Here is a 22,188-nt window from a genome sequence, read left to right as displayed (position 1 = left end):
GATCATTCCGCTGAAGCGATCTTTTCATGCTTGGGCTTGGCCATCGGTTCACGCCCTTTGAGCATGGCCTGCCAATAGATCGGCGGCAGCAGCCTCTCCTTGAGAAACCAGGCCAGGCGCGATGGCTTCAGATCGTTGATGAGCCATTTCGGGAAGCTGGGAATACGCTTTCCACCATAGCCGAATTCGGCCAGAATGATCTTACCCCGCTCCACCGTCAGCGGGCAGGATCCGTAGCCGTCATAAATGGCACGGTCCTGGCTCGACGAGCGGCCCATATCGGCGAGCAGGTTCTCTGCTACCACCGGCGCTTGTTTGCGGGCAGCCGCTGCCGTCTTGGCATTGGGGGCGTTCATTACGTCACCCAATGAGTAGACGTTGTCGAACTTGGTGTGCCGGAGGGTCGCCTGATCGACGCTCACCCATCCGGTCTCGCCCGCCAGCGGGCTGACCCTGATGAAATCCGGTGGTGCCTGAGGCGGCACCACATGGATCATATCGAACTTGCGCTCGACGATCTCGACGGTTCCGTCCTTGTCGGTCTTTTTGAACCAAGCAATCTTTTTCGGGCCGTCGATCTTGAACAGGTTGTGCCCGAACGACAGGTTGATCCCATATTCCTTCACATACTCCATGAGCGGAGGAACATAGTCCGCCACGCCGAAGAGACCGGGACCCGCGTTCAGGAACTCGACCTTCGTTTTGCCCAGGGTGCCCCTTTCCTTCCAAATGTCGCAGGACAGGTACATCGCCTTCTGCGGCGCGCCGGCACATTTGATCGGCATAGTTGGCTGGGTGAAAAGGGCCGTGCCTCCATTGAGCGACTTGACGAGATCGTAGGTGTAGGATGCCAAGTCATAGCGGTAGTTGGAGGTCACGCCGTTTTTGCCCAGTGTTTCGGGCAAGCCTTCAATTGCCCCCCAGTCGACCTTGAGCCCGGGCGCCACGATCAGGCGCTCGTAGTGGACAACGCGGCAACCCTCGAGAATGACCGCGTTGTTGGCTGGATCAAACGCAACGACCGCGGCCTTGATCAGTTTGGCACCATGCGGAACATGGTCGGCGAGCCGCTTGCGGGTCTGCTCCGGCGTAAAAACGCCCGCTCCCACAAGTGTCCAGCCGGGCTGATAGTAATGCATGTCGGCAGGATCGATAACGACGATGTCCAGATCGCTGGCCCTTGCCAATAGGCTCGCGGCAGCGGCCAGGCCGGCGGCACCACCACCAACCACGACGATCTGGTGCTTTTCGGTTGGGGCATCGGTCTTGACCTGTCCCCCATTGGCAATGCGCAAAGCGACGCCGGAGAGGTCGTACCCTGCAGCCTTCGCTGTTCCCAGAATTTCAGTTAGCGGCCTGCTTCCGGCCTGGGAGAGCGCCCACAGAGTTGTCGTTCGGGTTCCGGTTCGGCAGAAGCCGAAGATCGGCTTGGGCAGTTCCTCAACCGCGGCCGCGAAGGCCTCGACATCGGCATCGGCGACCTTCCCGGGGACGACGGGCACATAACGGGCCTCCAACCCGTAGCCGCGCGCATCCGCTTCGACCTCGGCAAATGTAGGTTGGTCGTCTCCCTCGCCATCGGGTCGATTGACGAGAATGGATTTAAAACCCGCCTTCGCCACTTCGGCCAGGTCCGTCAGATACAGCTGTGGTCCGACGCTCAGTGCGTCTGATATTTTCTTGGTTTCCATGAGACTCCTCCTGTGACCGTTCAGTCCGAAAGGACCCGGCCAAATTGTGCGGCATGGACGGGCCGCGTTTCCGATTTCGGTTTATGCGATCGTTGCGCGTCAGCGCTGTTCAAGGCGCTCAAAACGCGCTGCACCTGCTCGATGTGATCTGGCGCCATGGAATAATGGACCGACTGTGCTTCGCGGCGATCGATCACCAGCCCGGCTTTGCGCAATTCACCCAGTTGCTGGGACAGCGTCGGTTGCCGGATTGCAAGTTCTGCCTCCAGCGTCTTGACCGAGCATTCGCCGGCCACAAGCCGCTCGACAATGCGGAGCCGGTTCGTGCTTCCCAACAGCCGCAGCAGATCCTCGGCTAGCACGATCAATCTCCCCACGAGGCGCCGGCCAGCGCGTCGAGCGGGAATTTGAGGTAGCGTTTGCCGTTTGCCTCGGGTGGTGGCAATTGCCCACCGTTGATGTTGATCTGCAGCGCATGCAGGATCAATTTTGGCATTGGCAGGCTACGATCGCGCGCTTCGCGCACCGCGACGAACTCTGCCTCGTTGCGGCAGGTCGACATGTGGGTATTGGTGGCCTTCTGCTCGGCAACCGTGGACTCCCACAGCGGTTCCCTGCCATCAGGCTGATAGTCGTGGCCCGTAAACACCCGTGTCTCACCAGGAAGTGCCAGGATCGCCATTATGGAGCGATACAGACGCGACGCGCTGCCGCCGGGAAAGTCCGCTCTGGCTGTTCCGCTATCCGGCATGAACAGTGTATCGTGCACAAATGCGGCGTCGCCGATCACGTAGGTTATCGAGGCCATTGTGTGGCCTGGCGAGAACATGATGCTGGCGTCAATATTGCCGAGTTTGAAGGACTCCCCGTCCTTGAACAGGCGGTCCCACTGGCTCCCGTCTTCGGCAAGGTCAGGCCAGTTATAGATACCTTTCCAAAGCTTCTGAACGTCCACCACACGTTCGCCGATCGCAGTTGGCGCCGCCGTCTTGGACTTTAGATACCGTGCGGCGGAGAAATGGTCGGCATGCGGATGGGTGTCCAATATCCACTGCACCGAAAGGCCGGCCTCACCAATATAGGCCAGGATGGCATCGGCATGCCGGGTCGCGGTCGCACCGGACTTCTCGTCAAAATCGAGCACCGGGTCGATGATGGCACACTGCTTGGTCTGCGGGCAGTGAACCACATACTGGATCGAAGAGGTCCGTGAGTCGAAGAACCCTTTGACGACAGGTTTACTGCTCATGACTTGTCTCCGAGTGCGCTCGTGCGGAAAAACCAATCCGGTGATCCGGCGCCCGTCCCTAGCATCAGATCCGCATCAATCACCCGGTCTCCAATGGACCAACCCTCGGGCGTATAGACGTTGTGTGCATCGGTGACCTGCAGGGCCTGGACCGTCCGCAGCACCTCATGCACGCTGCGGCCGGTCGTCATAGGATAGGTCGAGGTCATCCGGACTATCCCGTCAGGATCGATGACCAGGGTCATGCGCACAGTGGCGCTGTCGGCTGCATCTGGGTCCAGCATGCCATAAGCCCTGGCGATGGCCATGGAGGGATCTTCCAACAAAGGAAATGGTATCGTGACGCCGAATGTACCTTCCATGGCGCCGATCCATCCCATGTGGGCGAACAAGCTATCCACTGAGAGTCCAAGAAGTTCACAGTTCAGTGCCAGAAACTCGCCGTGGAGCCGGGCAAAAGCCAGGATTTCCGAGGTGCAGACAGGCGTGAAATCGGCTGGATGGGAAAACAGCACAAGCCATCGCCCTCGATAATCTGACAGCCTCCGTACGCCCATCGTGGAGCGAGCTTCGAACTTTGGAGCTGTGCTTCCGATCCGTATGGAAGCCGACCTCAATTCCTGATTCATGGATCACCCTTTTTCTTATTCCATAAATTAGCATAATCTAATATAATATGATGTCAAGCCGAGGAAACCTTGAAGGAGGTGCCGACGTTTAAGCCTGCCTTAAGGTGGGCCCTGCCGATGCGGTCAAACTCTTCAACTCTGCGGTCACAAAAAATGAATCTTCTTCGCATTCGAGACTTTGCTCTTGTCGCTGCGACTGCTTCGCTACTGGCCGCCTGTGCAACGACCGCGCCAATCCAGCAAACTGCGGCACCGTTGATCAACTCCGCCGATGCCATGCGGTATGCCGCACCGCTCAACGAGAAATTTCCAGTGGCTCCGATCGACGTCGCGAAGGTGGATCCTCAATATCTGCGGCAGATAGTAGATTTTCCGACGAGCGAGCCGCCCGGTACCGTAGTGGTCGATACAACTAGCCGTTTCCTCTACTTGGTACAGGAAGACGGCAAGGCCCTTCGATACGGCGTGGGTGTAGGCAAGGAGGGCCTTGAGTTCAAGGGCACCGCCAACATTGCCCTGAAGCGGGAATGGCCGCGCTGGACACCCACGCAGGACATGATCAAGCGAGAACCAGAGCGTTACGCCCAGTGGTCAGGCGGCATGGAAGGCGGCGCGGAGAACCCATTGGGCCCGCGCGCCCTCTATTTGTTCAAGGATGGCAAAGATACTCTTTTCCGCATTCACGGCACCACGCAGCCCGAGACGATCGGTACTGCCGTCTCGTCGGGTTGCATCCGCCTGATGAATCAAGATGTGATCGACCTCTACGGCCGTGTGCCGCAGGGCGCCAACGTCGTAGTGCTTTAAAGGGCGAGAAGGGAGACAAAAGACATGGGCAAGCGTCTCCTGACTATTGTCCAGATGAATGATCTGCACGGCTATCTTGAACCACATGCCGAGATCATCTGGTCGCCCGGTGGCCCACAGTTTCCGACAATGGGTGGACTTGCCCGGATTGCAAGCGTCGTGGCCGGTTTACGGGGGGAGACTGCGGGCGCCCTCGTCTTCCTCGACAACGGCGATACGTTTCACGGCACATTTCCTGCAGTGCATTCAAGGGGTGAGGCGCTGATCCCAATGCTCAATGCGTTGGGAATCGACGCCATGACAGCACATTGGGATTTCGCGTGGGGCCCCGGGCATCTGAAGTCCCTTACGTCACAGCTAAACTACCCTATGCTCGCCGCGAATTGCATTGACCCCTCCACGGGCGAACGACCTTTCTCAGCTCAGATGATTTTTGAGCGCGGAGGGATACGCGTGGCTGTAATCGGCCTCGCTGCCACCATAATCGATAAGTCCATGCCACCACGCTTTGCCGGCGGCCTGCAGTTTACGTCTGGATTAAGTGAGCTGCATTCTGCGATCGAGCAGGCCAAGACAGATGAAGCCGACATCATCGTTGTCCTGTCGCATCAAGGTTTCCCCCAGGATTGCTTGCTGGCGGAGTCGGTCGCTGGGATCGACATCATCGTCAGCGGCCATACGCACAACCGGCTGTCCCATCCCGCCCGGATTGGTCAGACTCTGATCATGCAATCGGGCTGCCACGGATCTTTCATCGGTAAGATGACCGTGAGCCTTGATGATGGGCGCATCGACTTGGTCAAGCACCAGCTCATCCCGATTGACGACACGATACCGGAGCAGGCCGACATTGCGGAGCTCGTGGAGCGCGCGATGGCGCCGCATCGGGCAATGCTGAGCGAGATCGTCGGCTCAACCGCCAAGCCCTTGCACCGGGCGACTAGCATGGACGCACCGATGGATGACTTTCTCTTGGCTGCGATCTGTGACGTGGCCGGAACCGCAATCGGCTTCTCTAACGGCTGGCGCTACGGCGCGCCCATTCCGCCCGGCCCAATATCCCAAAACGACTTGTGGAACATTATTCCCACCAATCCTGCAGTTTCGACCGTGGAACTGACCGGCGTGGAAATATGGGAGATGGTCGAAGACAATCTCGAGCGCACGTTTTCCGCTGATCCCTTCGGCCAGATGGGCGGCTATGTGAAACGCTTCCGGGGCCTCACGGTATTTGGGCGCATCGAAAACCCGCCAGGACATCGCGTGGTAGATATCCATGCCGGTCAGGAGGTGCTCGATGCAAAAAAGCGATACCGGGTCGCCTACGTCACCGAGCAGGGAGTGCCAGCCAAATTTGGCGTTGACCGTGCCAATCTGGAGATATCGGCAATCGATGCCATGGCCTCCTATCTTCGCAAAGGCGTGCTAAACGACATTGCTGGAACCGGCCGCTTCGTCGCCGTTTGACGCTCCCAATGGAACGATATTGCTATGTTCGGCTTCTTCCGGCTACCCAAACTCGCGGGGCGTTTCGGCCACCTGCGGAGCACGCTTTTGTTCGTGCTGGGTTCGGTTGTCGGCGCACTCGGCGGGCTGGTCGTTACAGGCGTCAGTAATCTAACCCAAGTTCTACATCACGCCCTGTTCGGACTTGGAGCTGGGGCACGGCTGAGCGAACAGGCCGCGTTGGGGCACCCGCTGTTGGCTACGGTTCCCGCTGTAGGCGGGATACTAATGGGAGCCACCATTGTGCTCAATCGCAAGTACAGGAAGCGCCAACCGGTCGATCCCATCGAGGCCAACGCTCTGCACGGTGGCCGAATGTCTATGCGGGAGAGTGCAGTCATCACGTCGCAGACAGTGATTTCGAGCAGTTTCGGCGCGTCCGTGGGACTCGAGGCCGGATATACCCAGTTGGCAAGCGCTGCTGGTTCCTGGCTCGCTACAAGATTTCGTCTGCGTCGGAACGAGGTGCGTATGCTGGTCGGCTGCGGTGCCGCTGGTGCCATCGCCGCCGCATTCGGCGCACCGCTAACAGGCGCCTTTTATGCATTCGAACTCATCGTTGGGATATACTCCATTGGTCTTCTCGCCCCGGTGGTCGGAGCCGCCTTGGCCGGAAACCTGCTGGCAGTGCAGCTCGGTGCCGTCCAGACCCATATTGAACTGGGGGCCATCGCAGCCGTCGGCCCATACGATATCGTAGCGTTCGTTGCCTTAGGTCTCATCGGCGGAAGCTTTGCCGTGATGCTGATGCGTTTCGTGGGTCTGGTGGAACGCGCCCTTGTGGCAAGCAGATTGCCGATCTGGCTAAGGCCGGCAATAGGGGGACTTGCTGTTGGCGGATTGGGCCTGATTACGCCACAAGTGCTCTCCTCTGGTCACGGTGCTCTACATCTTCAATTCAGTCAGTCCTTTGGGCTCTTCGCGCTCGTCGGTCTCCTGGTCTTGAAGTCGATGGCATCAGCCATATCTCTGGGCGCCGGCTTTCGCGGCGGCCTGTTTTTCGCGTCGCTATTTTTGGGCGCGTTGATCGGGAAGATCAGCGCAATGGGCGCATCCCTTATTGGTATGCAGGTGGATGTGGGATTGGCGGCCGTAGTCGGAATGGCGGCAGTGGCCACCGGGGTGGTTGGCGGCCCCCTCACCCTGACTTTCCTGATCCTGGAAACGACCAACGATCTTGCAATCTCTGGTGCCGTAATGGTGGCGTCTGCGATTTCTGGCGTCTTGGTCCGGGAAATGTTTGGCTTCTCATTCTCGACCTGGCGCTTACATCTACGTGGCGAGAGCATTCGTGCGCCCTATGATATAGGTCGAATTCGCAGCCTCACGGTCGGCGCAATTATGCGCCGGGACATAACGACCATAGAGAAGGAAACGTCATTGTCGGAGTTTCGCCAGCGTTTTCCGCTGGGATCGACGGAACGCGTGGTGGCGATGGACAGCAGTGGCGCTTATGAGGGTATCGTTCTTGTCGCAGAAGCGTATCAGCCTTGGGAAGGCGAGGAGCCGCTGGAAACGATCGAACCCCTATTGCGGCATAAGGACCGCTTCCTGCTAGCGGGCATCAACGCCAGTGATGCGGCTGCCATGTTTGAGCGGGAAGGCAGTGAAGAGCTTGCTGTCGTGGAAAACATTACCAGCAGAAAGGTCATAGGCCTTTTGACCGAGGCCTACTTGCTCAGGCGCTACTCTGCGGCTCTCGACCAGGGCTGGAAAGATTTAACGAGTTAGCACCCCTTGGTTCCCGCGTCGTTGAGGGCTTCTCGTTGGGCGAAGCTCTCGACGTTTAACGGTACGACCGGCCCGCATGATCTCGGCACTATTCGGCAGGCCGGATCATCCGCCGCATCACGTTGTTCTTCAGGACTACGCGGTGGAACGGCACCGCCAGCACATGCAGCCCGACGAGCGCCAGGAGGGCAATTTTGAGAGTGTTGTGAGCCTGCGCGGCCTGAGTCACATAGCCGAACCAGGCGAGCGACCCAGTGACGGTCATTGCGGCTAAGACCGCGTAGAAGGCCCAATGCGCCACATGGCTGAGGGTCTTGAGCGCGCCGGGTTCGTTTTCGGGCGGTGCGGGGACGCCGCGCTTGAGGCGCAAGACCAGTCGCCAGACGACCAGTGCAAGGATCAGGCCACCGCCACCCACATGGGCGAGGATCAGTGGATCGAAGGCGAAGGTCTTTCCCGCGCCGATCGCGTCCCACGCGTTTGAGATGGCGTCCTTAAAGAGGAATTGCGCGGCGATCAGTACCGCGACGGCCCAGTGCAGAGCGATCTGGGTAGCGGAGTATCCTTGCGGAACGTTTTGTTGGACGGACATGGATCAGGTCCTCTCGCACTTGGTTGGCTGGCGCAGACGGGGCGCCAGCCGCTAGCGCTTGTCACTGTTGTTCGGTACCAGCGTCCGGCGCGGATCCGTGCCGCGCCGGCATGCGGGCCATCATCTGTGCCGGAAATGCCATTTCGTCGGCGCTGATTTGACCGTCACCGTCGGCGTCGAGCATTGCGAAGGGGCGCCCAGCCATGCTGCCGGTGACGTCCGCAAAGAGGGCCGAAAACTCATCAGAAGATAGCGCGCCGTTGTCGTCAGCGTCGTGCTCGGCATGAAGCGCGGCAAGGCCGGCTTCCAACTCTGCTGTTGTCACCGTGCCGTTACCGTCGGAATCGAAGGACGTGTAGACAGGGTTATCGGCTAGGTCGCCCATGCCCATTGGACCGTGCTCATCCTGCATCATCATCGGCCCTGCGCCGCGGTTGCCTTGCATGAAGCCCCCTTCGGAGCCGTGCATTCGTTGCATCATCTGCGCGGGCCCCCAGCTCTCAGCAATTGCGGGGGCGGCGATCGTGCCAATGATCGCGATGGTGGCGGCAGCACTCAGGGTCAGCATTGTCTTGCGTTTCATCTTGTCACCTCTTGGGATGTTGTTTCGGTGAGGAGAAGATGGGCGCGGCCTGTCGCGGGCCTGTGCCAGGAGGCGGGCAAATTGTAACGGTCTGTCGCAAAACCCGCGCCTGCGACAGATCACGACCCAAATGATGGCTAGGGAAAGAAGAAATCACGCTATGAAGATCGCATGAACGATCAGACCCGAAACCCGCATATTCTTGTCGTCGACGATCATCGCGAGATCCGCGATGCCGTGACGCGCTATCTTGAGAAGAACGGAATGCGGGCTACCGCCGCCAAGGACACCAAGGAGATGGACGCGCATCTCAAGTCAGGCCGCTTCGACTTGATCGTGCTGGACGTGATGATGCCCGGTGAGGACGGACTTTCGGCGGCACGGCGCCTCGCCTCCTCGGGTGGGCCGCCGGTTCTGATGCTGAGCGCCCTCAGCGATGATACGGACCGGATTGTCGGGCTTGAGGTCGGCGCTGACGACTACCTCGTGAAGCCGTTTAATCCACGCGAGCTTCTGGCGCGCGTGAAAGCGATCCTGCGTCGTTCGGAGCGCCCCGAACCGCTCGCGGGCCGGCTCGGCGGGCGGAAGCTGGCCTTCGCAGGCTGGATCCTCGACACCGACACCCGGGTGCTTAGTTGCGGGGATGGCCGGGCGGAGGTCTCGCTGACCACGGCGGAGTTCAAGCTTCTCACGGCTTTTCTCGAACGGCCGCGCTTCGTGCTGTCGCGCGACCAGTTGCTCGACGTCACCAGCGGACGTGCCGCCGATGTGTTCGACCGAACCATCGACAATCAAGTCAGCCGCCTGCGCCGGAAGATCGAAACGGACCCGTCGCACCCGCAGATCATCGCGACGGTCCGCGCGGGTGGGTACAGCCTTGCCGCCGATGTGCGCGAGGTGACGTGATGCGCCTCCTTCCCCGCAGTTTGTTGGGGCAATTGGCGCTTCTGATCATGGGCGCGTTCCTGGCGGCGCAGGTGATCAGCGCGTGGCTCTTCGCGGACGAGCGTGGCGCCGCGATAAGAGCCGCCCAGCGCCTCGAGACCGTGGAACGCGCCGTCGCAGTTGCCAGCGTGCTCGAGGGAGCGCCAGAGGGCAGCCGCGAGAGCATCCTTGCCGCCGCGAATTCCCGCTTGGTGCGGTTCAGCCTGGACCGGGCGCCGTTGGTCGAGGTTGGTGAGCCTTGGCATCTGACGACAGCCGCGCTCGACCTGCGCGCGGAGGAGGTCTTGGTATCTCCCCATGATGGAGCGCTGATCGAGCCTCCGGCGGTGCTCGACTGGCTTCATGAACGGATGCTTGTTTCCGGGGGCGCTCCTGTCGAGTTCCGGATATCGGCCCCGCTCGGCGACAACGACTGGCTCAACGTCACCGCTAGGTTCCAGCCGCCCAACCTCCAGGCGCCGCCTGCAATCGTCGGCGCCACTCTCTTGTCGCTGGCGCTCATTATGGCGGCACTCTGGCTGGGCTTGCGACGGATCACGACTCCGCTGAGCCAACTAGCCGCCGCAGCGGACCAGGTGGAATTGGATGGCGAGATGCCGAGCATGCCTGCGGGAGGCCCACAGGAGGTGCGCGTGCTCTCCGATGCGTTGGCGCGGATGAATGCCCGGCTCACCCGAATGATCACCGATCGGACCCGGATGCTGACAGCGCTCGGCCACGACCTTCGCTCGCCGATCACGGCCCTCAAGGTGCGCGCCGAAATGGTGGATGACGACGAGACCCGCGAGCGGATGATCGCCTCCCTCGACGAGATGCAGGACATGGTCGAGACGACGCTGGCCTTCGCGCGCGGCATCTCAACGGATCAGCCGATGGAGGAGATGGACCTCGCCGAACTTGTGCGCGCCCTCGCGCGAGAGTTGTCCGAGACAGGCCCCAGGATCATGGTGGATGCGGAGCAGTCGGTGATCGCCTTTGTTCGACTGACGCCAATGCGTCGTGCCCTCCGAAATCTCCTCGAGAATGCACAACGCTATGGCGAGGGCGCTCGGGTGACGGTTGAGGATAAAGGCCGTGACGCGGAAATTCTTATCGACGACTATGGCCCCGGCATTCCGCCCAAGGATCTCGATCGCGTCTTCGATCCCTTCACACGGCTGGAAGGCTCGCGGTCGCGGGACACCGGAGGGATTGGCCTTGGACTGCCGATCGCCCGTGCGATTCTCCGTGCTCATGGCGGCGATGTTAGCCTAGCTCCTAACCCGGAGGGCGGCCTGCGCGCCAGGGTAAGGTTACCTAGGCATCCAGAGGTAGCAGTCTGACACGGGCTGCCTTGCAACCCAGTCTAGTGAAGAGAACTAATGAAAATTCCCGGACCCTTGACATTATTGACTACCGACGGTTCCTGGTGAACTTTGCCCGTGGAGTTGACCTGGGGGCAGGCGCAGCTCAGTAGCTGTAAAATTTTGGTCCCATACCGCATATTATGCGAATCCAAAATCAGCCTGCGGAAGTCCGCTTCGCGCCATGCCTGGACGTCATGAAGTACCATCACCACAAGGTGATCCAGAAACACCGAGAGACGCAGTTGAAGGCGATGCCATCGGGTCGCTAGCGAACTACCGACGACCGCGCCATCTTGCTAAGAGTTTTATATCTGGCTATATTACTGGAAATATGGTGGAGGTCATCATGGCAAATTCGCAAAAGCGCGCCATCCAAAATTATCGGTCTCGCCTTGGCGAGCGCGGCTTGGCGCGCTTCGAAGTGCTTGGTCGGGACGCCGACCGCGACCTCATCCGATCGCTAGCCCGGCGCCTGTCGGAGGACACGCCCGCGGCTTCAGAGCTTCGTGCCACCGTAAGCAAGTCAATCGCTGGCGAGCCCACAAAGCCTGGCGGAATCCTCGAGGCATTGCGTCGTTCGCCGCTAGTAGGCGCCGAGGTCAACCTTTCCCGGCCCCGCGAAGAAGGACGCAAGGTTGACCTGTGACGCGCTACCTCCTGGACACCAATATCATCAGTAATGTCGTCAAACTACAGCCATCGGAAACGCTGCTGGCATGGATGTCGACACAGCGAGACGAGGATTTGTTCATAGCTTCGCTAACCGTTGCGGAAATCTGTCGCGGAATTTTAGAGAAGCCGCGCGGCAAGAAGCGCGACGCGCTCGACACGTGGTTCTCTGGGTCGGAGGGGCCGCAGGCATTGTTCGCGGGCCGCATCCTATCGTTTGACGACAATGCCGGGCTGATTTGGGCGCGGCTGATGGCAGAAGGCAAAGCGGCCGGCCGGCCGCGCAGCGGGCTCGATATGATTATCGCGGCTGTCGCTGCTGCGAACCAGTGCGTGGTGGTGACTGACAACGAAAAGGACTTTGCCGGAATTCAGATCGTTAATCCCATACGTGGAGCGGTCTGATGCAACGGCGGATCAAAGAATGCTCGGGAGGGCAAAATGGCTGAAACCCAGATTGAATGGACTGATTCCACGTGGAACCCGGTCGCCGGGTGCTCCATCGTGACCGCGGGCTGCACCCACTGCTATGCGATGGAAATGGCCAAACGCCTTGAGGCAATGGGCATTGAAAAATATGCCGGGCTGACACGAAAGACGGGTAAGCGAACCGTGTGGAACGGTGTAGTGCGGGAGGACCGCGAGGCACTATTAGTTCCATATGGGTGGAAGAAACCTCGGAAGATTTTCGTAAATTCAATGAGCGACCTTTTTCATGAGCGTGTCAGCGATGCGTTCATCCTCGATGTCTGGAAGGTTAGAGCATGAGTTTATGATGGAAGATGGGGTGCTGACGAAGACAATTCGCCTTAGCCATATTTTCTATCTGATGATTGAACATTTGCTGAATGTCGATCCGCAGAAGCTCTCACCGCAGCAACAACAACTGCTTCCTCTGAATTTGGATGAGGCGTTGGCTGAACAGAAACTCGCAAGGAAGATGTCTGGCGAAGCTCTTAAACGTGCCTTGGGAAGCTCGGGCACCTAATGGCTCTTCTATCGATGGCCCTGTTTGGGAGTCGAGCCCGGGGAGACGACGGGGCAGGCTCCGACGTTGATATCCTACTGATTACCCAGGAAGCCAAACCTCGAATGGTTTCAACCAATCGGATGTCTTTCTCTTTTTATCCGGCGTCCTGGCTACTCGACAAGGCGACAAAGGGCGATCTCTTCGTTCTGCACCTCGTGCGGGAAGGCAAAGTCATATACGACGAGCGAGGCGATTTTGCGTCTATGTCCAAGGCTTTCCGTTTAAGGAAAAGCTACGGGGAGAACGTTGAGCAGGCCTCGTCGCTGGGGCGTTTCCTTGTCCGCTACGGCGTACGGTTTGAGGATACGGTCGCCTTGAATAAACGTATTGCCTGGTGCGTTAGAACCATACTCATTGCTCGAGCGGCGGAGGCTGGCAACGCCATTTTCTCAGCCAAAGCGCTGGCTGCCTTTGCGGGATCAAACTCTGTCGAAGAGTTGATCAAGAATAAGGATTCTTTGGAAATCGACAACTCCAGGGTTAGGGATTTTGCCGGATTTCTTGATCGTTGGGGAGAAAGCAACGCGAGTGATGCATGGCAGCCGCATCGCTATTTGGAGCACTTCAGAGCCACGGGCAACGAGCTCGCCTTACGGACATATTTCGTTGGCATCGAGAGTGCCAATGCAGAATATTTTTGAGCCAAATGGTAGTGCCGACCATTATATGGCCCGGTGCTCAGCATCTGCTTCTGGGCAGCGATCTCGGTCATTAGAACTACCAGATGGGGCGCAAAGCCGTTGCCATCAGCCTATGTTCCTACCCTCAGTCCTCATCGGCCGGAGTCGTTTCGGTGCCACCAACATACGACGGCGGGTGCTGAAGCTGTCGTCGACTTTCGGCGCCGTGGCCGCCACTCAGCAATCCAGCGTCCTGCATCGCCTCAAGATCGGGCAAATCCCTCAACGTCTTAAGGCCGAAATGCTCCAAAAAACCCCTGGTCGTCACATAGGTGAACGGCGCCCCCGCCGTCGGACTGCGCGGTCCCGCGGTGATCATATTCTTGTCCCGCAGCGCCCCGATGACGTCACGTGACACTTCCCGGCCCAGGATTTCCGACACCCCGGCCCGGGTGACCGGCTGATGATAGGCGATTGATACCAGCACCATGGCCTCGTTTTGGGTCAGATTGACCCCGCGATCCGGCGCCGCAGCAGAAGCGGCAATTGCATCGGCATAGGCGGTTCGGGTGCGGAACGCCCAGCCCCCAGCGATACTGACCACGTCATAGGGCTTGCCGCGCAGCGCTTCGCGGATGTCATCGATCAGCAGGTCGATGCTGGCCTCGCGGCCGACGATGCGCGCCAGAGCCTCTCGCTCGACCGGCCTGGGCGCGGCGAACAGTACCGCCTCAACGCGGTTCATCCATTCGCGCCAGCGCAGGTCAGCCGGCATGTCGGCCAGTTCGGCATCAAAGATTGGTGGTTCAGCACCTGTCCGTTTGCGCCTGGCCATCTGTTTTGCCCTCACAACCCGTAGAGCCGAAACGTCGGCCGGCCAGTAAGCTCGCGCACTGCACCCAACTCCACCAACCGATCAAACAAGCGCCGGGCGCCGCGCGCCGACAGTTTTGGGCTCGACCAAGACCCCGGCACCGCGTCATCCTCCAGCAGCAGTTTGATGACGTCGCCAGAACCCTTGGCGCGGAGCTTTGGCGCCACCTCCGTCAATCTTCCCGCACGCTGCGCCAGCTCCTTCCCGAGATCGCAGGCTTCTGCCGCGGCTGTCGCATAAGCCAAAAACACCGCCCTGCCCCAGCCTTCGCCTCCCGGCTGGATGCGCTTGCGGTTTTCACCGGACTTGAAGACGGCCGACGACACCTGCCCCATCAACAGCGGCACCGGAATGGGCCACCTGAACTTCTGGGCGAGGAGCATGTCGGCCAGCCAGAAGCCCAACAGCTCAGCATCGGGCCGAGCCCGATAGACGGCGGCGGCGATCTCGGCCGCCAGTGTCGGCGCCGGCCGAGATGACACCACCATGTCCGCAGCATTGGCGACCACCTCGGCGAGAGCGTCATCCCACGTCAGGCCAAGATGCTGTTCGGCGACCGGGCGCACGGATGCCTCGTCACCGCGCGTCGTGCTGCTGGCTAAGCGGCGCCAGGCCATCAGCAGGTGACCGGAAGGGCCAGGATCGTCGCCTATCCCGCGCAGAAAATGGGCGTCGCGCAGAGCGGATTCGTCCTCGCGTCGCCCTGTCAAATTGACCGCCGCGGCAGCGCTCTGCAGGGCCAGCCGCTGCCGCCAGGCGCCGGCCCAGGAAAAATCCTGACGCACCAGATTATCCAAGGAATTCAGTGCCGCACCAGCCAGATAGGCCGCATCGGCATCGTGCAACACTAGACCACGTGGCCGCGCCCACACCGGCACTTTGAGTACCGACGGCGGATCGACAAGCAGCAAATCAGCGCGCGATTTCATGCCGACAGGCTAACATGCGACGGCGCTTACTTCTATAATTTACGCCTATAAACGCCTTACCTGTCGACAATTTATAATGACCGATAATCTTGCATTATCGGACGTTTTGCTCATTATAGAGAGAATGCCCCAAAACCTCGACGAAACCACGCAAAACGACGCCGGCAACGCCCCCCTGCCCTGTGCTGCAGCCGCGGCACCCGTCGGCAATTCCGCCGTGTCGATTCCGGGCGGCGATCGCGCCCATTTGCGCGGCCTGGCGGATCGCGCCCGGGACTATGTCGAGGCAGCCAGCTCGGCCAACACCAGGCTGGCCTACGCCTCGGACTGGAAGCATTTTTCTGGTTGGTGTCGCCGGCAGGGACTGGCAGTGCAGCCGCCCGATCCACAGATTGTTGGCCTCTACATTACGGCCTGTGCGACAGGCCAGGCTACGGTTGCGCCAAATGCAGTCAGCACCATCGAACGCCGGCTCTCGTCGCTTTCCTGGAATTACACCCAGCTCGGGCAAGTCCTAGATCGCAAGGATCGCCACATCGCCACAGTGATGGCTGGCATCCGCAATACCCACGCCAAGCCACCACGGCAAAAGGAAGCCCTGTTGCCCGAGGATCTCCTGGCGATGCTGGAAACCTTCGACCGCGGCAGCCTGCGTGGCATCCGCGATCGCGCCATGCTGCTGCTGGGTTTCGCCGGCGGCCTGCGGCGCTCGGAAATCGTCGGCCTCGATGGCGGCGAAGGGCAGAGCGAGGACGGCCGTGGTTGGATAGAGATCCTGGACAAAGGGATGGTCCTGAATATTCGGGGCAAGACCGGATGGCGTGAAGTGGAAATCGGTCGCGGATCCACTGATGCCACCTGCCCCGTTGTGGCAGTGGAAACCTGGCTTAAGCTCGCTCGGATCGCGCATGGCCCGCTGTTTCGCCGTGTGACTGGGCAGGGCAAGGGCGTCGGCGCCGATCGACTGAACGACAAACAAGTCGCCCGCCTGGTCAAGACAGCGGCACTGGCGGCCGGGGTACGGGGCGACCTTTCGGAAGATGCCCGGGGGGGCTTGTTCGCCGGCCATTCTCTGCGGGCCGGTCTCGCCTCATCGGCCGAGGTCGACGAACGCTACGTCCAGAAGCAGCTAGGGCATGTTTCGGCTGAGATGACCCGTCGCTATCAACGCCGGCGGGACCGCTTTCGCGTAAACCTTACCAAGGCTGCGGGACTATAGCCCCTTGCCCTGCTGGGATGCCTGAAAGCTGCCATCAAGCGACGTCAACGTCCACCATGATGCCAAGGCATGAGCTAGGCCAAATCTTCCGGGTTTATCCGCGGATGGGTCTCCTCACCGAATGCCCACAACACCAAGCCCGACACCATCATCGAAAGTGCCACGAACCAGAATGTAGCCTCGAGAGCGCCGCTGAAATGGGCAACCAGGCCGAGCCCGAGCGCACCAATGCCATATCCAAGGTCACGCCAGAACCGGTAAATGCCAATGGCTGAGCCGCGCCAGCTGGGCGGGGCGATGTCGGCCACGGCTGCCGACAGATTGGGATAAAGCAGGGCCATGCCGAAGCCGGCGATGGCGGCCGATGCGGCCCACCACCAAACGCCGCTGCCTATCACCACCATGGCGACCCCGAGGCCCGAAATCCACATGCCGAGCACATTGGGCCAATGACGCCCAACGTGATCGGAAAGTCGACCGGTGAAGAGCTGTGAGCCGCCCCAGGCGAAGCCATAGGCGCCGACGATCCAGCCGATTGAGGCGAGGTCCATGCCCTTCTGGAACAGGAAGACCGGAAAGATGACCCAGACTAGTGCATCGACGAACTTCTCGACCATTCCGGCCTGGCTGATCGCGGCCATGCGTCGGTCTCGCCAGGACATCAGCGTGAACACCTCCCAAGTCGTGGGACTGTCGGAGATGTTGCGGGGATAGCGCGGGCGATAGGCGCTGGTTTTGGCATTGGCGTGCGTGGCAGCCTCTGCCTTGGCCCATGGCAAGGTATCGCGAACCCAGACCAGGGTCAGTACCAGCGCCGTGATCACGACGGCAAGCCCGAAGATCAGCAGCCCCAGCCTGGCGCCGAGCGCCGTCGCGGCGTAGCCGGTGACAATGCCCGCTACCGCCACGCCGACATAACCCGCAAATTCATTGAGGCCGATCGTCAGCCCGCGCTGGTCAGCACGGGTGATGTCGAGCTTGGAGGTTTGGGTCATCGACCAGGCCAGACCCTGATTGATGCCGAGGAGCACGGTTGCCGCGACGATCCAGTTCCAGTCGGGCGCGAAATAGATCATGAACGGGACAGGCAACGCCGCGATCCAGCCGAGCAGCAGCACGCGTTTCCGTCCAATTCGCTCGGACAGCCGACCGGCAACGAAGTTCAGCACACCCTTGACCATGCCGAAAGCGACAACAAAGGCGGTCAGGAGGATGAAGGAGCCACGGGCCACACCGAATTCGGCTTCGGCCAGCGCCGGCACCACTGTCCGCATTATGCCCAGAGCAAAGCCCACCAGCATGACCTGGAGCAACTGATGGACGAACTGTGTCAGGTTCTCCCGAATGCCCCGTGTGAGCGGGCCTACATTGTCACCCGAAAACACTTCACCTTCGCTCATGCGACGATTTCCAGCCCGGCATTGCGGGCACGGTTGGCGGCCGCCTCCAGCGGCGGTGGCGGGATGTCAGCGACCATTTTCGCTACGAACTCACTCTCGTCAGCAATGCGGAATGCCTTGTTGAAGCGCTTTTCGAACCCGATGGTCGAAGTTGGCTTGCCGCTGAGGCTGCATCCGCATACCGAGCCGGAAAAGGCACCAGGCAACACCTCCATATGGTCAGGCAGTGCCTTGAGCCGTTCCACGCTGGCAAACAGCGCCCGGGCACCGTCCTCGGCACTGCTGGCAAGTTCGGTTCGTCCCATGTCGCCCACCATCAACGTATGGCCCGTCAGGACGAACCACGGCTCCTCGGCGCGGCTACGATCGGTGACCAGTAGCGACATGTTTCAGGGGTATGGCCCGGCGTATGCATGACGGAGAGCAGGACATTGCCCAGCTCTAGAACGCTGCCGTCACTCACGCCATGAAAGTCGAAATTCGTTTTGGCGCCGGCGAACAGGGTGTACTTGCCGCCGCTCGCTGCGGCCAAGGCACGCCCGGATGAGATGTGGTCGGCATGGATATGCGAGTCGATCACATAGAGTATCTTCATACCGGTGGCAGCAGCAGCTTCGAGATAGGGTTCAACAGGCCCGATAGGGTCGATCACCGCCGCTGACGCCTTGCCGCCGCAGCCCAAAAGGTACGAGGCCCCCACGGGGTCGAAATGCAGGAACTGACGCAGGATCATGATGGAACTCCGCTAATACCAATCCTTGCGGAGCGGTCCAGTTTGTTATAGTCAATAATTCCATTGAATGATCGAGCGATGTGCTGATGTCAAGTCCTTCACCCAAGCTGGCCCTGTTCGAGCAGTTCGCCCTGGTCGCCAAGACGCTGGGCCACCCGCAACGGCTGGAGCTGATCGAGCAACTCGGCCAAGGGCCGCGCAGCGTCGATCTGCTGGCAGAAAAGCTCGGCTCGCCCATCGCCAATGTCTCGCAGCATCTGCAGACCATGCGCCGCGCCGGGCTGGTCGCAGCGGAGCGCCAGGGCAAGTACGTCGTTTATAGGCTGGCCGACGCCAGTGTCCTGGCAGCTATGCAGGCGATCCAGCGGGTGGCCGAGAATAACCTCGCCGAAGTCGACAAGATCGTCCGAGGCTATTTCGAGCAGCGGGATAGCCTCGAGCCGATCACCCGCGACGAACTGTCGGGCCGCCTGCGCGACGGCATGGTCACGGTGCTCGACGTGCGACCGGCAGACGAATTCGCTCTCGGCCACGTCCCCGGTGCATTGAATGTGCCGCTTGCCGAACTCGACGCCTGCCTGACCACGCTCGACCCCGAAAAAGACATCGTCGCCTATTGCCGTGGAGCCTATTGCGTCATGTCTTTCGAGGCGGTGTCGCGCCTTCGGGCACAGGGCTTCAGGGCCCGCCGCCTGGAAGACGGCATGCCCCAATGGGCGGCAGCGGGCAACGCCGTCGCATCATGACCATTCTGAGCTGAGAAGAAGCAACCATGCAGCCCATGCACCGACAAGTCTTCCTGCTGGCGACGGCACAGGCGCTGTTCCAGATCGTTTCGGTATTGGTGATGACCATTGGCGGCCTGGCCGGAAGCATTCTTGCCCCATCGCCGGAATGGGCGACCGCACCGATCGCGGCGATGTTTCTTGGCACCGCGGTATCGACGGTTCCCGCTTCGATGTGGATGACACGCGTTGGCCGCAAGATCGGCTTCGTCACTGGAGCCAGCTTGGGTACCTTGGGCGGCCTGGTGGCTGCAGGCGGGATGATGACCTCGTCCATCACACTGCTCTGCGTGGGCACCTTCCTTGCGGGATGCTACCAAGGCTTCGCCCAGTTCTATCGCTTCGCAGCCGGTGAGGTCTCCGATGACGGTTTCAGGCCGCGTGCCATCTCGCTGGTGCTTGCCGGTGGGGTGGTGGCCGCACTCGTCGGGCCGCTTTTGGCGCGATGGGGCGGCGAACTTTTGCAGCCGACGTACACGGCGTCCTTCCTATTCCTGTCGGTCGCTTCGGCCCTGGCTGTTGGCGTGCTGCTTGGCGTGAACGTCCCGCAGAGCGTAGACACCGCCGATGAGCGGGCCGCGGTACGGCCCCTCCGTGAAATCGTGCTGCAGCCAACCTATCTCGTCGCGCTCTTCGGCGCCGTCACCGGCTATGGCATCATGATCCTCGCTATGACGGCAACACCATTGGCCATGGTGCATCATCAGCATGATCTGGCTGCCACATCGACCGGGATCCAGCTGCACGTGCTGGGCATGTTTCTCCCCTCGTTCTTCACCGGTTCCCTCATCGCCCGTTTCGGCGTCCTGCAGGTCATGCTGACTGGCATCACGCTGCTGACAGGCCACGTGCTCTTTAGCCTCTCCGGCACCGGCTTTTATTCCTTCACAGCGGCCTTGATCCTCCTGGGTGTCGGCTGGAACTTCCTCTATATCGGCGGCACCAACCTGCTAACCCGTACCTATACAACCGCTGAGAAAGGCAAGGCACAGGCTGCCAATGACCTCACCATCTTCATCGTCGGGCTGGCGGCGTCACTGAGCGCCGGTGTGCTGCAGAACACCATGGGTTGGCAGGCGCTCAACATGTGGCTTCTGCCTTGGCTGGGCATGGCTGCTGCGGCAATCCTTTGGCTGAGAATATCGCCAAAGGGCGTCGCGATCCGCGTATAAAGGTCAGGCGGGCGCGGACCAGTCGTCCGAATGTCTTACTTTCCAACAGCTGGCCCATAAGCTGCCGGTCGGCAAGCCACCCCTTCTAGGCGTGGACCAAAGTCCCCTGCCCTATCCCGCCTCACGGGAACGACATGTTATGGGTTTCGCCAAGACGCCGAGGTTGTCGGAAGCCGGCCGTCAGGGTCAACTACCCTAAGAACCGGACCATTCGACTGGTTCCAGCGCCAGAGTGCGACACAGCTTCCACCTGGAGACATAAAAGACGGATAGATGACCCCATCAACCTTCGCGTCAACAAGCATTTGATATGCGGCATGCGTGGCAGCGACGATCCCCTTGTCCAGTTCCGACCGCCACTCCGTCTTGTGAATGTCCTCGTCCAGTCCCCATTCGCGGAGGATCGAGGGATCGGTGGTGTCGACGAGGCGTGCACCGGTTAGCTCCAGCTGAGCGATCAATGCTGGATGCTGCACGAAACCTTGATTGTATTCTGCCCAGGCGGTCGACAATTCCTGCGCGGCATAAATCGTAGGGACGCCCACTGGATTCCAACGGCCTCCAAAACGAGCAGCGCCCTCCCCCGATAGCGGTAGATGTGACCAGCGAGGAACGTAGGCTCGCCACAAAATGATCGGCTTAGGGTCCGTCAGCCTAGGCATAGACACCCGAGCGCACAGCCTCGAGATAGGCAAGGACCTGATCGGCTTTACCATCTCCTACAAGATCGTAAGCCGTCTTGCCCGCCCAGCCAGGAATTGGTTGGTGCTTAAACCAAATCACTGCACGATTTTCGTCGCCAGCCATCTCCGCAGCCATAGCAAGAATGCGGACGATGGGGCTCAGTGCCGCGTCTACCCTCCGGGTGGCCGTTTTGGCGGTAAGGGTATTCCGGGCAATTCCGATTAACTTTGCAAGTTCGGATTGCGTCACGCCGAGTTGTTCGGACAGCCGTGGCGCCGACAGAAAGGGCGAGCCGCCATCGCCAAACCGAACTGCACCGATCTCGAGACCCTGGGGTTGCATAAAAGCACTCCAATCCATTTTTTGAGCACGTTTCACGCAATATGCGATCAAACAATGCTCACTTCAAGTCGAAACCTCACGTGGGCCGCCCTGCAATTAGGCTTTGTGGTCCCACTTATCGATGCTCTTCCTCAAATTATCGCTGACCTCGAGCCGCTTCTGGGTACGATCGAGGCGTTGAGCGGCCCCCAACTCGCCTTCGGCCTCGGTAACACCGGCGCCGACTGCCTTGGCAGCGTCCAGTTTGGCCCTGAGCAGCGCCATGATCATCGGCCAGGTCGAGAATTTCCCTTCCTTGGCGCGTTCGGTCAGATTTCGCAGGTAGCCGCCCGGCGACTTTATCTGGTCCGTCCTCTGGTAAATGGCGGCGAGGGTAATTGCGGCCTGCTGTTCGCCCATCGCAACTTTGGCATCTTCCCAGGCGCTTGGGCTGATCCCCAATACCGGCCGGGCCAGGTCCGTGGTGGCCAGGAAATCGCGCCAATTGCGGATGCCGCCGCCGTCCTTCACCAGCCAAAGCAGGTTCGGGCACGCATCCAGCACGATGCCGAGGGGCAGTTCACGCTTCGGCAGGCTCCGCAGGTTGTCAGTTTCGCCGGCGCTGCCGCTCGCTTCTCTTTTTATTCCTAAGCCGCGTTCAGATTCAGTTTTA

The 22,188-nt window shown here is 60.3% G+C and carries 26 protein-coding genes and 1 pseudogene; 13 read left to right on the top strand and 14 right to left on the bottom strand.

The genetic code is table 11. The annotated features are described in order from the left end of the window. Nucleotides 1-2: 2 nt before the first annotated feature. The 4 genes from BUA69_RS17690 to BUA69_RS17675 are packed head-to-tail and all read right to left on the bottom strand — an operon-like array spanning nucleotide 3 to nucleotide 3,569. A complete protein-coding gene (locus BUA69_RS17690) occupies nucleotides 3-1,691 on the bottom strand; it encodes a bifunctional protein tyrosine phosphatase family protein/NAD(P)/FAD-dependent oxidoreductase (RefSeq protein ID WP_035085889.1) in 1,689 nt (562 codons plus the stop codon). A 20-nt stretch (nucleotides 1,692-1,711) separates the two neighbouring features. After that, nucleotides 1,712-2,053, bottom strand: coding sequence for an ArsR/SmtB family transcription factor (locus BUA69_RS17685; protein ID WP_051960920.1), 342 nt, complete (start codon nucleotides 2,051-2,053; stop codon nucleotides 1,712-1,714). A gap of 2 nt (nucleotides 2,054-2,055) precedes the next feature. Then, nucleotides 2,056-2,940 carry an MBL fold metallo-hydrolase gene (locus BUA69_RS17680; protein WP_035085887.1) on the bottom strand — a complete coding sequence of 295 codons (885 nt, stop codon included), beginning with the start codon at nucleotides 2,938-2,940 and terminating at the stop codon, nucleotides 2,056-2,058. Then, the gene (locus BUA69_RS17675; RefSeq protein WP_035085885.1) at nucleotides 2,937-3,569 is read right to left on the bottom strand and encodes a peroxiredoxin; all 633 of its coding nucleotides are present in this window, start codon (nucleotides 3,567-3,569) and stop codon (nucleotides 2,937-2,939) included. The genes BUA69_RS17680 and BUA69_RS17675 overlap by 4 nt, the downstream gene beginning before the upstream one ends. A gap of 153 nt (nucleotides 3,570-3,722) precedes the next feature. Here BUA69_RS17675 and BUA69_RS17670 point away from each other — a divergent pair, with 153 nt between their 5' ends. The 3 genes from BUA69_RS17670 to BUA69_RS17660 are packed head-to-tail and all read left to right on the top strand — an operon-like array spanning nucleotide 3,723 to nucleotide 7,613. Then, nucleotides 3,723-4,376 carry a L,D-transpeptidase gene (locus BUA69_RS17670; protein WP_035085976.1) on the top strand — a complete coding sequence of 218 codons (654 nt, stop codon included), beginning with the start codon at nucleotides 3,723-3,725 and terminating at the stop codon, nucleotides 4,374-4,376. A gap of 24 nt (nucleotides 4,377-4,400) precedes the next feature. Further along, a complete protein-coding gene (locus BUA69_RS17665) occupies nucleotides 4,401-5,843 on the top strand; it encodes a bifunctional metallophosphatase/5'-nucleotidase (RefSeq protein ID WP_035085884.1) in 1,443 nt (480 codons plus the stop codon). A 24-nt stretch (nucleotides 5,844-5,867) separates the two neighbouring features. Beyond that, nucleotides 5,868-7,613, top strand: coding sequence for a chloride channel protein (locus BUA69_RS17660; protein WP_082093705.1), 1,746 nt, complete (start codon nucleotides 5,868-5,870; stop codon nucleotides 7,611-7,613). 88 nt (nucleotides 7,614-7,701) lie between these two features. Here BUA69_RS17660 and BUA69_RS17655 read toward each other — a convergent pair whose 3' ends face one another. Next, nucleotides 7,702-8,205: a cytochrome b gene (locus tag BUA69_RS17655; RefSeq protein WP_035085882.1), complete on the bottom strand. Its 504-nt coding sequence runs from the start codon at nucleotides 8,203-8,205 to the stop codon at nucleotides 7,702-7,704. A gap of 61 nt (nucleotides 8,206-8,266) precedes the next feature. Continuing rightward, nucleotides 8,267-8,788: an EF-hand domain-containing protein gene (locus BUA69_RS17650; RefSeq protein WP_035085880.1), complete on the bottom strand. Its 522-nt coding sequence runs from the start codon at nucleotides 8,786-8,788 to the stop codon at nucleotides 8,267-8,269. 171 nt (nucleotides 8,789-8,959) lie between these two features. On the opposite strand from BUA69_RS17650, the gene BUA69_RS17645 reads away from it, so the two are divergent. The 7 genes and pseudogenes from BUA69_RS17645 (at nucleotide 8,960) to halB (ending at nucleotide 13,419) form a co-directional block, all read left to right on the top strand. Continuing rightward, on the top strand, nucleotides 8,960-9,694 hold the full coding sequence (locus BUA69_RS17645) for a response regulator (RefSeq protein ID WP_035085879.1): 735 nt from the start codon (nucleotides 8,960-8,962) through the stop codon (nucleotides 9,692-9,694). Next, nucleotides 9,694-11,055 (top strand): ATP-binding protein, encoded by a 1,362-nt coding sequence (locus BUA69_RS17640; RefSeq protein ID WP_035085878.1) that lies wholly within the window; start codon nucleotides 9,694-9,696, stop codon nucleotides 11,053-11,055. The genes BUA69_RS17645 and BUA69_RS17640 overlap by 1 nt, the downstream gene beginning before the upstream one ends. A gap of 370 nt (nucleotides 11,056-11,425) precedes the next feature. Further along, complete coding sequence (locus BUA69_RS21340) at nucleotides 11,426-11,725, top strand: hypothetical protein (protein ID WP_046133997.1); 300 nt, start codon at nucleotides 11,426-11,428, stop codon at nucleotides 11,723-11,725. Next, a complete protein-coding gene (locus BUA69_RS17630; RefSeq protein WP_046133981.1) occupies nucleotides 11,722-12,153 on the top strand; it encodes a PIN domain-containing protein in 432 nt (143 codons plus the stop codon). The genes BUA69_RS21340 and BUA69_RS17630 overlap by 4 nt, the downstream gene beginning before the upstream one ends. 36 nt (nucleotides 12,154-12,189) lie before the next feature. After that, nucleotides 12,190-12,507 (top strand): annotated as a pseudogene (locus BUA69_RS17625) (DUF5131 family protein); the annotation flags it as partial. Between the two features lie 16 nt (nucleotides 12,508-12,523). After that, the gene (locus tag BUA69_RS17620; RefSeq protein WP_160300091.1) at nucleotides 12,524-12,736 is read left to right on the top strand and encodes a hypothetical protein; all 213 of its coding nucleotides are present in this window, start codon (nucleotides 12,524-12,526) and stop codon (nucleotides 12,734-12,736) included. Continuing rightward, nucleotides 12,736-13,419 carry an anti-phage Hailong system nucleotidyltransferase HalB gene (halB, locus tag BUA69_RS17615; protein ID WP_046133979.1) on the top strand — a complete coding sequence of 228 codons (684 nt, stop codon included), beginning with the start codon at nucleotides 12,736-12,738 and terminating at the stop codon, nucleotides 13,417-13,419. Before BUA69_RS17620 ends, halB begins: the two co-directional genes overlap by 1 nt. A gap of 124 nt (nucleotides 13,420-13,543) precedes the next feature. On the opposite strand, the gene scpB is transcribed toward halB, so the two are convergent. Together scpB and BUA69_RS17605 are read right to left on the bottom strand one after the other, a co-directional pair. Beyond that, nucleotides 13,544-14,233 carry an SMC-Scp complex subunit ScpB gene (scpB, locus tag BUA69_RS17610; RefSeq protein WP_046133978.1) on the bottom strand — a complete coding sequence of 230 codons (690 nt, stop codon included), beginning with the start codon at nucleotides 14,231-14,233 and terminating at the stop codon, nucleotides 13,544-13,546. A gap of 11 nt (nucleotides 14,234-14,244) precedes the next feature. After that, nucleotides 14,245-15,201: a DUF1403 family protein gene (locus tag BUA69_RS17605; RefSeq protein ID WP_046133977.1), complete on the bottom strand. Its 957-nt coding sequence runs from the start codon at nucleotides 15,199-15,201 to the stop codon at nucleotides 14,245-14,247. 124 nt (nucleotides 15,202-15,325) lie between these two features. Here BUA69_RS17605 and BUA69_RS17600 point away from each other — a divergent pair, with 124 nt between their 5' ends. Then, nucleotides 15,326-16,420 carry a tyrosine-type recombinase/integrase gene (locus BUA69_RS17600; protein WP_051961367.1) on the top strand — a complete coding sequence of 365 codons (1,095 nt, stop codon included), beginning with the start codon at nucleotides 15,326-15,328 and terminating at the stop codon, nucleotides 16,418-16,420. Nucleotides 16,421-16,494: 74 nt separating this feature from the next. Here BUA69_RS17600 and BUA69_RS17595 read toward each other — a convergent pair whose 3' ends face one another. From BUA69_RS17595 to BUA69_RS21330, 3 genes are read right to left on the bottom strand one after another with little or no spacing between them, the layout of a single operon-like run. Next, the gene (locus tag BUA69_RS17595; protein ID WP_035087725.1) at nucleotides 16,495-17,820 is read right to left on the bottom strand and encodes an MFS transporter; all 1,326 of its coding nucleotides are present in this window, start codon (nucleotides 17,818-17,820) and stop codon (nucleotides 16,495-16,497) included. Next, the gene (locus BUA69_RS21335; RefSeq protein WP_244468692.1) at nucleotides 17,817-18,125 is read right to left on the bottom strand and encodes an MBL fold metallo-hydrolase; all 309 of its coding nucleotides are present in this window, start codon (nucleotides 18,123-18,125) and stop codon (nucleotides 17,817-17,819) included. Before BUA69_RS21335 ends, BUA69_RS17595 begins: the two co-directional genes overlap by 4 nt. A 26-nt stretch (nucleotides 18,126-18,151) precedes the next feature. Then, nucleotides 18,152-18,553, bottom strand: a complete 402-nt coding sequence (locus tag BUA69_RS21330; protein ID WP_244468691.1) for an MBL fold metallo-hydrolase — start codon at nucleotides 18,551-18,553, stop codon at nucleotides 18,152-18,154. 86 nt (nucleotides 18,554-18,639) lie between these two features. On the opposite strand from BUA69_RS21330, the gene BUA69_RS17585 reads away from it, so the two are divergent. After that, nucleotides 18,640-19,299 carry an ArsR/SmtB family transcription factor gene (locus BUA69_RS17585; RefSeq protein WP_035087727.1) on the top strand — a complete coding sequence of 220 codons (660 nt, stop codon included), beginning with the start codon at nucleotides 18,640-18,642 and terminating at the stop codon, nucleotides 19,297-19,299. A 26-nt stretch (nucleotides 19,300-19,325) separates the two neighbouring features. Continuing rightward, nucleotides 19,326-20,510, top strand: coding sequence for an MFS transporter (locus BUA69_RS17580; protein ID WP_052950376.1), 1,185 nt, complete (start codon nucleotides 19,326-19,328; stop codon nucleotides 20,508-20,510). Between the two features lie 137 nt (nucleotides 20,511-20,647). On the opposite strand, the gene BUA69_RS17575 is transcribed toward BUA69_RS17580, so the two are convergent. From BUA69_RS17575 to repC, 3 genes are all read right to left on the bottom strand, one after another. Further along, a complete protein-coding gene (locus BUA69_RS17575) occupies nucleotides 20,648-21,172 on the bottom strand; it encodes an RES family NAD+ phosphorylase (protein WP_046133975.1) in 525 nt (174 codons plus the stop codon). After that, entirely contained in the window at nucleotides 21,165-21,536 is a 372-nt protein-coding gene (locus BUA69_RS17570) for an antitoxin Xre/MbcA/ParS toxin-binding domain-containing protein (RefSeq protein ID WP_035087733.1), read from the bottom strand. Before BUA69_RS17570 ends, BUA69_RS17575 begins: the two co-directional genes overlap by 8 nt. A gap of 96 nt (nucleotides 21,537-21,632) precedes the next feature. Further along, the coding region (gene repC / locus BUA69_RS17565; protein ID WP_244547467.1) for a plasmid replication protein RepC at nucleotides 21,633-22,188 on the bottom strand (556 nt) is incomplete at its 5' end.

Origin of the sequence: Devosia limi DSM 17137, from assembly GCF_900128975.1 — a bacterium.
Classification (GTDB): Bacteria; Pseudomonadota; Alphaproteobacteria; order Rhizobiales; family Devosiaceae; genus Devosia; species Devosia limi.
The sequence above is the reverse complement of the archived record's forward strand: the minus strand, read 5'-3'. Positions and strand labels throughout refer to the sequence as shown.